Below are 12514 nucleotides of genomic sequence, written 5' to 3'. Positions count from 1 at the left end.
AATTCATAGTTCGTCAAAGGTTTGCAGCGAATTTTCCGGACCGGGCCGGACAGGCGGCCCATGCTGCAGGCTCTGGAATGCAGACTGAAACGACCAGCTATTTCGCGCGGCTGTTCGCCGGCGATCTGTCGGCCTTTGGCGGTCCCGTAACCGACGAAGCCGTCACCGGCCATATCCGCGCCGAACAGATGTCGCTGGTGCTCGGCTATTCTGTCGGCATCATGCTGGCCAATGCCTGCAACGCCGCGGTGCTGGCGATCGCGCTGTGGCAATCGCCCGACCGGATGTTCGTGCTGATCTGGGCCTTCGCCCTGGCCGGCGCCGCCATCGGGTTCGGTCTGCAATCCCACGCCGCGCGCCGCATCACCAAGCCGCAATTCGTCTCGCGCCGCGCCATGCACCGGCTCGTTCGCAATGCCTTTCTCCTCGGCGCCGCCTGGGGCATCGTCCCGGCCGCGTTCTTTGCAGGCGCCTCGACCGGCGGACAGCTCGTCATCACCTGCCTCTGCTCGGGAATGCTGGCCGGCGGCGCGCTTGCTTTCGCCACGATCCCGATCGCGGCCATCGCATTCACGGCGCCCATCTTCCTGGGGATCGCCATCTGCCTCGGCAGGAACGGCGACCTCGCCTTCCTGCTGATCGCCTTTCTCGTCGTGGTCTACGGAAGCGTGTTGTTGCGCGGCGTGTTCGTCAATTCATTCGTGTTCGCGCGGCGCGTGATGCGGCAGATCGAGGCCGAGCGTACGGTGCGGCAGGACTCGCTGACCCATCTGCCCAATCGCGTCGCGTTCAACGAAACGCTCGATGCAGCCTTGAAGCGGCTCGCTCTGTCCGGCGAGGAATTCGCGGTGCTTCTGCTCGATCTCGATCGTTTCAAGGAGGTCAACGACAAGTTCGGCCATCCCGCCGGCGACGAGTTTCTGGTCCAGATCGCGAGCCGCCTGCAACGCTGCACCCGCGCGGCCGAGCATGTCGCACGCATCGGCGGCGACGAGTTCGCGCTGGTGATGGCCAATCGGGCGCGGCCGGAGGATGCGCTCGAGATCGCCGAGCGCTTCGTCGCGGCCTTCGATGAACCGTTCCAGATCGAGGGCCGCCAGATCGTCGGCGCGACCAGCGTCGGCATCGTGCTGGCGCCGCGCGACGGCAGCACGCAACTCGACATCATGAAGAACGCCGACACCGCGCTCTACCGCGCCAAGAAGGCCGGACCCGGCACGGTGTGTTTCTTCGAGGAGGTCGACGACCGCTCGTCACGCGACCGCAAGGCGCTGCAATCGGATCTGGAAGGCGCCATCGCCAGGGACGAGCTGTTCCTGGTGTTCCAGCCGTTCCTCGACCTCGGCGGCAACCGCATCACCGGCTTCGAGGCGCTGCTGCGCTGGCAGCATCCCCAGCGCGGACTGGTGCCGCCGAGCGAATTCATACCGATCGCCGAGCAAACCGGCTTGATCCACGAGATCGGCGAATGGGTCGTCCGCCGCGCCTGCGCGACGGTTGCCGAGTGGCCCGAAGAGATCAGGGTCGCCGTAAATTTCTCGGCCGCGCAGTTTCACAACAACGGCCTCCTCCAGATCATCGTGCAGGCGCTCGCGGACGCGAAGATCGCCCCGCACCGGCTCGAGATCGAGATCACGGAATCGATGCTGCTGTCGAAATACGCCTCGGCCGCGTCGGTCCTGAACGCGCTGCTGGAGCTCGGCGTCACCGTGGCGCTCGACGATTTCGGCACCGGCTTCTCCTCGCTGACTTACCTGCGCAAGCTGCCGTTCAGCCGCATCAAGATCGACCAGTCCTTCATCCGCGACATGCTGGTGCAGCCCGACTGCGCCGCGATCGTGAAATCGGTGATTGGGCTCGCGCGCGACCTGCGCATCGGCGTGGTCGCCGAAGGCGTCGAGACCGCCGACCAGCTCGAATATCTGCGCCAGATCGGTTGCGACGAGGTGCAGGGTTATCTCATCAGCCGGCCGGTGTCGGCGGATGGCGTTCTGGCGCTGCTTGATCCGAAGAAGTTGCGGGCAACCTACGCGGCGTAGCCACCAAAGCATTCACGGCGTCACGGCCGGGCCTGTCCATCCACACCTACGACATCGCACGAAGAACGTGGATGCCCGGGCCTTCGCCTCGCCGAAGCGGCTCCGACCGCGCAGGCGGGACAAGCCCGGGCATGACGACCTCACCTCAGACCGGATCCGCCCGCAGCAGCGTGTCCACCGTGATGGTGCCCCGCGCGCGGGAAACGCAGGCGCAGATCTTCTGGTTGCTTTGCTTCTGATGGTCGCTGAAGAAGACGTCGCGATGGTCGATCTCGCCGTCGATGGCGACCACGTCGATGGCGCACAGGCCGCATTCGCCGCGCTTGCAGTCGTACATCACGTCGTGGCCGCTGGCGTTGAGGACATCAAGCATCGAGCGCTCGCGCGGGATCTCCAGCTCGACATCGGAGCCCTTCAGGCGCACGCGAAATGTCTCGGTCGGCAGCGTGCCGCTCGAACCGAACGTCTCGTAGCGGAGATCGGGAAGCGGATGGCCGGCGCCGATCCAGGCGTGGCGCGCGGCATCCAGCATCCGCATCGGGCCGCAGAACAGCGCCAGCGTGTCTTTGGGCACCGAGGCGAACAGGGCGTCGAGATCGAGCCGCTTGCCCTCATCGCTGGCGTGAACGACCAGGCGATCACCCAGCGTTGCGGCGAGATCGTCAAGATAGGCGGCCTCGGTGCGCGAGCGCACCGCGTAATGCAGCGTGACATCGGTGCCGCGCCGGGCCAGCGCCTGCGCGGCACCGAGGATCGGGGTGATGCCGATGCCGCCGGCGATCAGGCAGTAGTTTTGGCGTGCCCAATCGACGGCGAGCAGCGAGGCGGGCGTCGTGATGTCGAGCCGCGCGCCCGGCCGTAACGACCACATATAGCGCGAGCCGCCACGCGAGTCCTGGGCGCGGCGCACGGCGATCCTTAGACCCTGGGACGAGGCTTCCCCGACCAGCGAATAGGACCGCGTCTCGGGCTGCCCGTCGATGGTAACGCTGATATTGATGTGGCTGCCGACCGGATAGGCCGTGCCGTCGAACTGGTCGGGCCGGATCAGGAATTCGCGGATGCCGGGTGCGAGATCGCGTATCGAGACGAGCGTCGCCGGAATCCAGGTTTCGATGAAGCGCATGGCACTCCCCTCAATCGGTTGCGGACCTGATCAGCGCGAGCGCCGGCAAGAGGTCGAGATGGGTCCGGTTGCGCAGTGCGAGCCGCAAATTGCGCACCGCGAGCCGCGCATGCTCGCGCATGACCGCTTCGGCGCGGGCGCCTTCGCGGTTCTCGATGGCGTCGATCACGACGCGGTGGTGCTCCTGCCCGATGATCAGGATTTGCTGTGCCTCGGGCAGCGCCGACTGCGCCATCACGAAACCGCTCGGGGACGCAAACGGCAGCGACGAGGCGCGGTCGATCTGCCGGATCAGCGGCGGGCTTCGCGACAATTCGGTGAGCAGGGCGTGGAAGCGCGCGTTCAAAGTGACATAGGACGAGAACGCATCCACCGAGATCGGGACCTGGCGCAACAACTCGTCGATCGCGGCGAGGCACTCCTTCAGCGGCTCGAGCTCGCGCGCGGAGACGCCGCGCTCGGCGGCAAAGCGCGCGGCGAGCCCTTCGAGCGTTCCGCGCAGCTCGATGGAATCAGAGATGTCGCGCTCGGAGAACGCCTTCACCATGAAGCCGCCGGAGGGAATCGCCTCCAAGAGGCCCTCCTCCTCCAGCCGCACCAGCGCCATGCGCACCGGGGTGCGCGAGGCGCCGGTGGTCTCCACCGCCTGGAGCTCGGAGATGCGCTCGCCCGGGCGCAACGAGCCCGACAGGAGCTGGTCGCGCAGCGCGAGCTGCGCCTTCACGGTCTGCGAGACGGAGCGGTCGACCTCGCGCTCGGCCATGTCGGCTTACTCCGCGGCCTGAAGATGCTGCGGCGGATTTTCCTTTGCCACCATCTTGTCGATCAGCTTGCGCGTCCACATCGCGCCGGCGTCGATGTTGAGATTGTAGAAGATGCGATCCGGGTTCTCGTCCATCGCGCGCTGCTGCGCCTCGAGGATCAGCTCGTCCTCGTGGAAAATGCCGGAGACGCCGTCCCGGATCTCGGTGGTGATGCGCTGCTCACCGAGCTGATAATTGCGCACGAAGGCCCAGAAATAGTGGCAGGTCTTCTCGGTCTCGGGCGTGATGGTGTTGAGCACGAAGCCGTTGACGCCCTGCGAGCGGTCGCCTTCCGGCGCGCCGGTGCCGGTCGGGGCCACGCCGACGTCGATGGCAATGGTGCAGGGCGCTTCGAAACGGATGATCTGCCAGCGGTCGACGAGGCCGGACTTGCCGAGTTGTTTCGCCCAGAACGGCGGCGCCTCGATGCCGCGCATCCAGCGCGTCACCGTGACCGTCTTCTCGCCATGGGTGACGTCGAACGGCGCCTCCGCGACCGCCTCGTTGCCGATGGAAGAGCCGTGCACGAACGTCTCGTGGGTGAGGTCCATGAGGTTGTCGAGCACGAGGCGATAGTCGCAATTGACGTGGATGGTCTTGCCGTCGCCGGCCCAGGCGGGGTCGTGATTCCAGTGCAGGTCGGGCACCAGCGCAGGATCCGCCAGCGCGGGATCGCCCATCCAGAGCCAGATGTAGCGATGACGCTCGACCACCGGATAGGCGCGCACGCAGGCCGACGGGTTGATGGTCTCTTGCGAGGGCATGAAGGTGCAGCGCCCTTGCGCGTTGTACTTCAGGCCGTGATAGCCGCAGACGACGGTGTCGCCTTCGAGCCTACCCTTGGACAGCGGCACCAGGCGGTGCCAGCAGGCATCCTCCAGCGCAGCCACCGAACCATCGGCCTTGCGGTACATCACGACGTGCTTGCCGCAGATCGTCCGCGGCAGCAGTGCCGGCTTCACATCGGCGTCCCAGGCGGCGGCATACCAGGCGTTCATCGGGAAGGGTTTTGTCACCGGTTCACTCCCAAGGCTTGTGGATACGTTATGTATACAATAGCGGAGGAATGGAATCGTTCAAGGGCGGATGGGAGGCGTATTATAATACCTTTATCTCGCATCGTGTATACAAATCTGTTCCGCTGTCATTCCCCGCGAAAGCGGGGAATCCAGTACTCCGCGGCGGTTGTTGGTTTACTCAACTGGCGCCACGGCGTACTGGATCACCCGCTTTCGCGGGTGATGACACCTGTTGATGCGGCGAGTCTCCCCCCCGGGGGAGCAGTGGCAGCGGCGCTTTGGCTCGACGACTACGCCCCGAACACCTTCGCCAACCCTGTCTGAGCCTCCTGCTGAATCGCCTTCAGGTGCTCGGGGCTGCGAAAACTCTCCGCGTAGATCTTGTAGACGTCCTCGGTGCCTGACGGCCTTGCGGCGAACCAGCCGAAATCGGTCTCGACCTTGATGCCGCCGAACGGCTGGCCGTTGCCGGACGCCTTGCTCAGGGTGGCGCGGACGGGATCGCCGGCGAGATCCTTCAGGCCGAGCTGCTCGGGCGTGACGGACTTCAGGATGTTTTTCTGCGGCGTGGTGGCGGCGACGTCGATGCGCGCGTAATGGGGCACGCCGAACTCGGCAGTGAGGTCGTTGAAGAGCTGGCTCGGATCGCGGCCGGTCTTGGCCATGATCTCGGCCGCGAGCAGGCCGAGGATGATGCCGTCCTTGTCGGTCGTCCACACCGTGCCGTCGCGGCGCAGGAACGAGGCGCCTGCACTCTCCTCGCCGCCAAAGCCGAAGCCGCCCGTGAGCAGGCCATCGACGAACCATTTGAAGCCGACCGGCGTCTCAACGAGCTTGCGGCCGAGTTTTTTCGCGACGCGGTCGATGATCGAGCTCGACACCACGGTCTTGCCGATCGCGGCGCCCTTGCCCCAGTTCGGGCGGTGCGCGAACAGATAGTAGATCGCGGTCGCGAGATAATGGTTCGGATTCATCAGGCCGCCGGTGCGCGTCACGATGCCGTGGCGGTCGGCGTCAGTGTCGTTGGCAAAGGCGACGTCGAAGCGGTCGCGCATCGCGATCAGGCTCGCCATCGCATAAGGCGAGGAGCAGTCCATGCGGATCTTGCCGTCCCAGTCCACCGTCATAAAACGGAACGTCGGGTCGATCGCCTCGTTCACCACGGTTGCCTTCAGGCCGTAGCGCTCGATGATCGGATGCCAGTAATGCACGGCGGCGCCGCCGAGCGGATCGATGCCGATATTCACGCCGGCGGATTTGACCAGGTCGAGATCGACCACGTTGCCGAGATCGGCGACATAGGGTGTGACGAAGTCATAGGCGTGGACGTTCGCGGCTTTGCGTGCCCTGGCGTAGTCGATGCGGTTCACGCCTTTGAGGCCGTCGGCGAGATAGGCATTGGCGCGCTTCTCGATCACGGAGGTCGCGTCGGTGTCGGCCGGTCCACCATGCGGCGGATTGTATTTGTAGCCGCCGTCCTCGGGCGGATTGTGCGAAGGCGTGACGACGACGCCGTCGGCAAGGCCGGAGGTGCGGCCCTTGTTGTAGGTCAGGATCGCATGCGAGATCACCGGCGTCGGCGTGTAGCCGCCGTCCTTGTCGATCATGATGTCGACGCCGTTGGCCGCGAACACCTCGACGGCGCTGACCAGCGCCGGCTCGGCCAGCGCATGGGTGTCGATGCCGATAAAGAGCGGACCGGTCAGCCCCTTTTCACGTCGGTAATCACAGATTGCCTGCGTCGTCGCGAGGATATGGCCCTCGTTGAAGCTGGTTTTGAACGAGGTGCCGCGATGGCCGGAGGTGCCGAACGCCACCCGCTGCGCGGGATCGGCGACATCAGGCTTGCCGGCGAAATAGGCCGTCACCAGCCGCGGAACGTTGGTGAGCGCGTCCGGCGAGGCCTGCTTGCCCGCCGCGGGATGAACATCAGCCACTGGATATACCTCGTCCTGTCGTAGAATTGCGCGATACCATAGCATCGGCCAAGCCCCCGCCAAGAGCACAACACCCGCGATGGGGCGGCCGTTCCTGAGATCATGCTATGGTCTTTTGATCGGGGCTTTTCGAGTCGGGGCATGACGCTGTTTCAGAGGCTCTTGGTTGTTCTGATGGCCTGGTTTGCGACGGCTGGCATCGTGCCCGATGCAATGGCCGCGGAGTTCTACACCGAGGATTTGCGTATCCCGATGGCCGAGGCCGGACCGCAGGGCCTGGAGGCGTTCCTCGTCCGGCCAGCCGGGACCAAGCGCTATCCGCTCGCGCTGCTCAGCCACGGCTCGCCGCGCAGTTTCGACGATCGCGCGACGATGTCCGCGCACAAATATTACGGCATCGCTCTCGAATATGCCCGGCGCGGTTTCGCCGCGCTGATCGTGATGCGGCGCGGCTACGGCACCTCGCCCGGCGGGCGCGTCGACAGCGTCGGCGGCTGCGCCAATGCCGCTTATCTGCCGGCGGCGGCGGTCGCGGTGGCGGATTTGCGCGCGGCGATCGAGGCGATGGTGCGCAGGGCCGACGTCACCACCTCGGGCATGATCGCGGCCGGCCATTCCGCCGGCGGGTTCGCCACTGTCGCCTTGACCGCGCAGGCGCCAGCGGGTCTCGCCGCCGCGATCAGCTTTGCCGGCGGGCGCGGCTCGCGCGACGATGACGACGTCTGCAATCCGAACGGGCTGGTGCAGGCCTTCGCCACGTTCGGCAAAACCTCGCGTGCGCCGATGCTGTGGGTCTACGCCGCCAACGATTCGTACTTCGGTCCCGACCTCGCGCGCCGCCTCCATGACGGATTTCGCGCCAATGGCGGCAACGCGAAATTCGTCGCAGCGCCGCCCTACGGCGACGACGGCCACTATCTCTATTCGGTGGTGAGCCGTCCGCAATGCACGCCATATCTCGACGCCTTCCTGCGCGAGCGAGGTCTCGGCCACGATATCCTGAGCCCGCCCGATCCGCTCGCGCCGCCGGGCCAGCTCAGCGAGGCCGCGCGTGCCGAGTTCGCGCGCTATCTCGCCAGCACGGTGCCGCACAAGGCTTTTGCGGTGTCGCCGAACGGCGGTTACGGCTGGCGCTCGGGGCGGGCAACCGTCGACGACGCCCAGCGCGATTCACTTGGCGCCTGCACAAAATGGTCGCCCGCCTGCACGCTCTATGCGGTCGACGACAAATTGGCCGGGGCTGCGCCAAGCACATCAACCGACCAGAGCTCGCGGTCGCGATAGCTTCATTGCGCCGCCGGCCGGTCGCGCCGTCCGAGCCAGGCCGCCAGAAAATCGGTTGTTAACTCGAAAGATATAATACATGTCCATGCTGCGGGATCGAACACACATCAATGCCCGCGCGGCGTGGACACACGTTGCGATCGCTGTGCTTTGGTTGGCATCCACCTCCGTGCACGCTCAGGGCAGCGCTCTGAACGCCGCGGAACCGGCGTTGGCGGCTGGCGGTCACGATGCAGATCTCGGCGCTGGAGAGACGCCGGCCTCGCGGGCGGCGATTCGAAAAATTATCGAAAGAGAAACGGCTAGGACCGATCTGCCCGCCGACATCGCGGAGGCCGTCGTCTTCGTTGAAAGCGGATACAATCCGGGCACCATTGGCGCCGTCGGCGAGATCGGCCTCATGCAAATTCGACCCGAAACGGCAGCGATGCTCGGATTTCGGGGACATAACGCAGAGCTCGCAGAGCCCGATATCAACATCCACTATGGCGTTCTCTATCTGAGCCGCGCATGGCGCCTGGCAGGCGGGGACCTTTGCCGCGCCCTGATGAAATATCGAGCCGGTCATGACGAGGAGTCCATGACGCCGCGCTCCCAGGTCTACTGTAATCGCGCCCGCAATCGTCTTGTCGCCATGAACTCGACGAATGTGGGAAACCAGGCTGCCGCCGTCCCAGATGTGGCACCGGCGCCAACTCCGGCGCCCACCGTCTCGAAGTCGGCGCACAATCAGAAATCAGCGCACAATCAAAACAGACCGGCACAGCCGAAGGACGTTTACGCACGTTACCGTCAAGGCACGGCGGTCGCGAGCAGGGCATACTGGGCAGCACAGGAAGCCCGGGTCCGCATCATCAAGGCTCGCGTCGAAGCCAAGTGGAAACGGGTCGCATCACGCCAATAGAATTAGAGTCGCCTGCCTTGAGACGAGCAGCGATTGGACGAACGACATTTTTGAAACCGGACTTTGAAACCGAACCTGAATAGAGATCATGCACAATAGTTTGAGAGTTTTGTTTGCAATCTTCGCGACCGGCGCCGTGGCGCTGTCGGCCTTTCTCGCCATTCGGTTCCTGGTCGGCTTCAGTGGCTGAAGCCGACGGCTCAGCCGGCACCGTTTCGTGCTGCGCCCGGCTCTAGAGCCGTTCGCTCAGCGCGAGCTTGTAGCCGACCCCGGTGACCGTGGTGATGACGGGCGTGCCGCTGCCGACGAGCTTGCGGCGCAGCCTCGCCACCAAGGCATCGACGGTGCGGATGTCGACCTCGGCCTGGCGATTGCTGACGACCTCGATCAGATAGTCGCGGCTAAGCGGCCTGCCGTCGGCACCGACGAGCGCTGCGAGCAGGTCGAATTCGGCGCGCGTCAGCGCCACCGGCTTGCCGTCGCTGCCGAGCAGCTCGCGCCGCGTCAGGTCGATGATCCAGTCGCCGAAGGCGATCGAATTGTGGTTGCGCGCCGCCTTGCGGTCGATCGAGCGCCGCCGCAGCACGCTTCGCGCGCGCGCGAGCAGATCGCGCAGATCGATCGGCTTGGTGACGTAGTGGTCGCCCGCGACCTCGAGGCCGAGGATGCGATCGACGTCGGTGTCGCGGCGGGTCACGAAGATGATGCCCGCGTTGCTGGTCGCCTGGATCTCCTTGGCGAGATCGAAACCGTCGCCGTCGGGCAGCTGCACGTCGAGGAAGACGAGATCGGTCCGCGTCCGCAGCGCCTGGCGGCATTCCGCGCAGGAGCTTGCGCCGACCACGTCGAAATTGTTCTCGCTGAAATAGCCGACCAGCATCGTCCGCGTCACCGGATCGTCCTCGACGACGATCAGCCGCTCGCGGCCAGCGACACGCAATTCCTGGACTGCGGAATCAGCCACGATGTTGGATGTCCTGTGTGCTTGCGGGCCGACCTCGAAGCTCAGGTCGCCGAGCGCGCCGTCCTGTGAACGTACATTCACGACTGTTCGAGCCCCCTCGAATTGCCTGCTGCAATACTAGGCGCGTTATCGCGCCCAAACAACATTGGTCACGATCTGGCCGTATTAAGTATGAATTGGCCCACACTTCTCGTCCCGCGCATCATGTTCGGGAGCCCCGCACAAGCGGTTGTTGTGGGGGCTGACGGCCGTCCCACGGACGCTTGCCTCGCCAACCGCTTCAAATCTACTGTAACGCCCGAAAAGTCTGCCCCAGGAGGTGGCGCCATGGAAGTCATCCTGCTCGGCACCGGCGGCCCGCGCCCGGACCCGCGCCGCATGGCGACGACAACGCTGATCAGGCTCGGCGAGGAAAATATCCTGATCGATGCAGGCCGCGGCGTCATGGTGCAGCTCAACAAGGCCGGCGTGCCGCTCGGCTCCATCAACACGGTCTTTCTCACCCATCACCATTTCGACCACATTGGCGACCTCTACGACGTGATGCTCAATTCATGGATGCACGGGCGCAAGGACGATCTGCGCATCTATGGACCGCCGGATACCGAACGGCTCGTCAATACGCTGGTCACGCAGGTCTACGACAAGGACATCACCTGGCGCGATCAGGGCGAGCCGAGCTTCGGCGGCTGGAAACCTGTCGTCGCGACCGACATTATACCGGGCCCCGTTCTCGACACCGGGCGCTGGAAGATCAGTGCCGAACTCGTCTCGCATGGCGACGGCCTCGACATGTCGCCGGCCTTCCTCGCACGCTGGACGTGCCTCGGCTACCGCTTCGAGGCCGAAGGCAAGGTCATCGCAATTTCCGGCGATACGGTGCCGTGCCCCGGTCTCGAACGACTGGCTGAGGGGGCCGATCTGCTGGTCCAGTGCTGCTTTCTCGCCACGCCGGAGATCGACAACGAGCACCTGCGCCGGCTTGCGAAATTCACGATCGCCTGCGGCGATACAGTCGGCAAGGTCGCGGCCAAGGCCGGCGTTAAGAAGCTCGCGCTGACTCATCACCGGCCTCGCACCGATGATTCCATGCTGAATGCGCTGCTCGCGGATGTCAGGCGGGACTACGCGGGTCCTGTCGTGCTCGGCGAGGACCTCACGCGGATCGAGGTCTGAGAACTTGAGATGCGCGAAGGCCGTCCGGCCTCAGGACGATCCAACCTCAACCCGAAATGACAATTGCTCTTCCGTCCCGGGCGCGATGTGCATCAGGCCCGCCTTGTCAGTGAATTCGCCGTCGAAGCCGGCGGGACTGGCATAGCCGCGCCAGGGCTCGATGCAGAGGAACGGCGCGCCCGACGGTTTCGACCAGACGCCAAGCTCGCGAAAGCCGCGCCATGACATTTTCAACCACGGCCCGGTGGACGCGCCCTGCTCCGCGGCATAGCGGACCGAAGTGCTCGCAATCCGATCGAAGATGATTGCGTCGTCGACGAACAGGGATTCTGACAGGGGCAACACGGAGCCTTGGACCGGGCTCGGCTCCGTTGCCGGACGCAGCAAGCCGCCGTCGAGACGGCGGACGGGGGATGGCTCTGCGTTCGCGAAGCTCAGCGCGTAACTCTCCTTCGCCAGTCCTGGTTGCAGCGGCCAGTTGAAAGCGGGATGGCCGCCGAGCGAGGCCGGCAACATCTCCTTGCCGGTGTTCGCGACCACGAGTGAAAGATCGAGACCGGATTCGTCGAGCGCATAGGTTGCCGTCAGGCGGAACGCAAAGGGGTAGAGCGCGCGCGTCGTCTCGCTGTCTTCGAGCACCAGGATACAGCGACTTTCGCCACGTTCCATCCACGCAAAGCGGCTGTCACGCGCGAAGCCGTGCTGGGTCATCCGGTAGGTCCTGCCCCGGTGCCGCAATTCGTCATTGGCGAGACGCCCGACGATCGGAAACAACAGCGGCGCATGGCGCGGCCAGGCCGCCCCCGCCTGCCAAACGAACTCGATGCCGGCATCGCTCGCCAGCGAACACATCTCCGCGCCTTGCGCCTTGATGGTCGCGGCGAGCCCGCCGCAGCGGATTGTGTGCGCGTCGTCGGTCATAACAGCCTGCTCCGATCATCGCAATTCGCAGGACAATTTCTAAATGTTCGCGGAATGTTGGAGCGACATTCTGCTCAAGAGCGCTGATAGTCGTCTTCAATCCGGATGATGTCGTCTTCCCCGAGATAGCTTCCCGTCTGGACCTCGATCAGCTCCAGCATGATTTTACCGGGATTCTCCATCCGGTGCACCGCGCCCATCGGGATGTAGATCGACTCGTTCTCGTGCACGCTTTTGACGGTGTCGTTGACGGTGACGCGGGCGGTGCCGCGGACCACGATCCAGTGCTCGGCGCGATGATGGTGCTTCTGCAGCGACAGACGCCCGCCCGGCTTCACCAC

General features: G+C 64.9%; 11 protein-coding genes. 4 read left to right on the top strand and 7 right to left on the bottom strand.

Annotation, left to right across the window (positions count from 1 at the left end):
- Positions 1-77 precede the first annotated feature (77 nt).
- Positions 78-2039 carry a putative bifunctional diguanylate cyclase/phosphodiesterase gene (locus tag AC0L3B_RS20080; protein WP_085384922.1) on the top strand — a complete coding sequence of 654 codons (1962 nt, stop codon included), beginning with the start codon at positions 78-80 and terminating at the stop codon, positions 2037-2039.
- 145 nt (positions 2040-2184) lie between these two features.
- Here AC0L3B_RS20080 and AC0L3B_RS20075 read toward each other — a convergent pair whose 3' ends face one another.
- The 4 genes from AC0L3B_RS20075 to pgm all read right to left on the bottom strand — a co-directional run bounded on the left by AC0L3B_RS20075 (position 2185) and on the right by pgm (position 6924).
- Positions 2185-3165 carry a PDR/VanB family oxidoreductase gene (locus AC0L3B_RS20075; RefSeq protein WP_247299624.1) on the bottom strand — a complete coding sequence of 327 codons (981 nt, stop codon included), beginning with the start codon at positions 3163-3165 and terminating at the stop codon, positions 2185-2187.
- 10 nt (positions 3166-3175) lie between these two features.
- Positions 3176-3928: a GntR family transcriptional regulator gene (locus AC0L3B_RS20070; protein WP_204513794.1), complete on the bottom strand. Its 753-nt coding sequence runs from the start codon at positions 3926-3928 to the stop codon at positions 3176-3178.
- A 6-nt stretch (positions 3929-3934) separates the two neighbouring features.
- Positions 3935-4984, bottom strand: coding sequence for an aromatic ring-hydroxylating dioxygenase subunit alpha (locus AC0L3B_RS20065; RefSeq protein WP_026232861.1), 1050 nt, complete (start codon positions 4982-4984; stop codon positions 3935-3937).
- A 293-nt stretch (positions 4985-5277) separates the two neighbouring features.
- Entirely contained in the window at positions 5278-6924 is a 1647-nt protein-coding gene (pgm, locus tag AC0L3B_RS20060) for a phosphoglucomutase (alpha-D-glucose-1,6-bisphosphate-dependent) (protein WP_247299625.1), read from the bottom strand.
- A 141-nt stretch (positions 6925-7065) separates the two neighbouring features.
- On the opposite strand from pgm, the gene AC0L3B_RS20055 reads away from it, so the two are divergent.
- Together AC0L3B_RS20055 and AC0L3B_RS20050 are read left to right on the top strand one after the other, a co-directional pair.
- Positions 7066-8208 (top strand): alpha/beta hydrolase family protein, encoded by a 1143-nt coding sequence (locus tag AC0L3B_RS20055; protein ID WP_473380945.1) that lies wholly within the window; start codon positions 7066-7068, stop codon positions 8206-8208.
- Positions 8209-8293: 85 nt separating this feature from the next.
- Positions 8294-9112 (top strand): transglycosylase SLT domain-containing protein, encoded by an 819-nt coding sequence (locus tag AC0L3B_RS20050; protein ID WP_247338864.1) that lies wholly within the window; start codon positions 8294-8296, stop codon positions 9110-9112.
- 232 nt (positions 9113-9344) lie between these two features.
- Here AC0L3B_RS20050 and AC0L3B_RS20045 read toward each other — a convergent pair whose 3' ends face one another.
- Positions 9345-10157, bottom strand: a complete 813-nt coding sequence (locus AC0L3B_RS20045; protein WP_085349962.1) for a response regulator transcription factor — start codon at positions 10155-10157, stop codon at positions 9345-9347.
- 246 nt (positions 10158-10403) lie between these two features.
- Here AC0L3B_RS20045 and AC0L3B_RS20040 point away from each other — a divergent pair, with 246 nt between their 5' ends.
- Positions 10404-11252, top strand: a complete 849-nt coding sequence (locus tag AC0L3B_RS20040; RefSeq protein ID WP_085349963.1) for an MBL fold metallo-hydrolase — start codon at positions 10404-10406, stop codon at positions 11250-11252.
- 30 nt (positions 11253-11282) lie between these two features.
- Here AC0L3B_RS20040 and AC0L3B_RS20035 read toward each other — a convergent pair whose 3' ends face one another.
- Both AC0L3B_RS20035 and AC0L3B_RS20030 read right to left on the bottom strand, forming a co-directional pair.
- Positions 11283-12173 carry an aldose 1-epimerase family protein gene (locus AC0L3B_RS20035; RefSeq protein WP_247299630.1) on the bottom strand — a complete coding sequence of 297 codons (891 nt, stop codon included), beginning with the start codon at positions 12171-12173 and terminating at the stop codon, positions 11283-11285.
- Positions 12174-12247: 74 nt separating this feature from the next.
- A partial coding sequence (locus AC0L3B_RS20030) for a cupin domain-containing protein (protein ID WP_473380944.1) occupies positions 12248-12514 on the bottom strand: 267 nt, incomplete at its 5' end.

Source organism: Bradyrhizobium sp. Kon56 (assembly GCF_055807635.1).
Note: the sequence above shows the minus strand (reverse complement) of the source record. Positions and strands in the feature narration are given on the sequence as shown.

Bases quoted from the DNA above. Each gene is read 5' to 3' on its own strand.
- AC0L3B_RS20075 (WP_247299624.1), bottom strand. From the start codon at position 3,165: ATGCGCTTCATCGAAACCTGGATTCCGGCGACGCTCGTCTCGATACGC.
- AC0L3B_RS20055 (WP_473380945.1), top strand. From the start codon at position 7,066: ATGACGCTGTTTCAGAGGCTCTTGGTTGTTCTGATGGCCTGGTTTGCG.
- AC0L3B_RS20050 (WP_247338864.1), top strand. From the start codon at position 8,294: ATGCTGCGGGATCGAACACACATCAATGCCCGCGCGGCGTGGACACAC.
- AC0L3B_RS20040 (WP_085349963.1), top strand. From the start codon at position 10,404: ATGGAAGTCATCCTGCTCGGCACCGGCGGCCCGCGCCCGGACCCGCGC.
- AC0L3B_RS20070 (WP_204513794.1), bottom strand. From the start codon at position 3,928: ATGGCCGAGCGCGAGGTCGACCGCTCCGTCTCGCAGACCGTGAAGGCG.
- AC0L3B_RS20035 (WP_247299630.1), bottom strand. From the start codon at position 12,173: ATGACCGACGACGCGCACACAATCCGCTGCGGCGGGCTCGCCGCGACC.
- AC0L3B_RS20080 (WP_085384922.1), top strand. From the start codon at position 78: ATGCAGACTGAAACGACCAGCTATTTCGCGCGGCTGTTCGCCGGCGAT.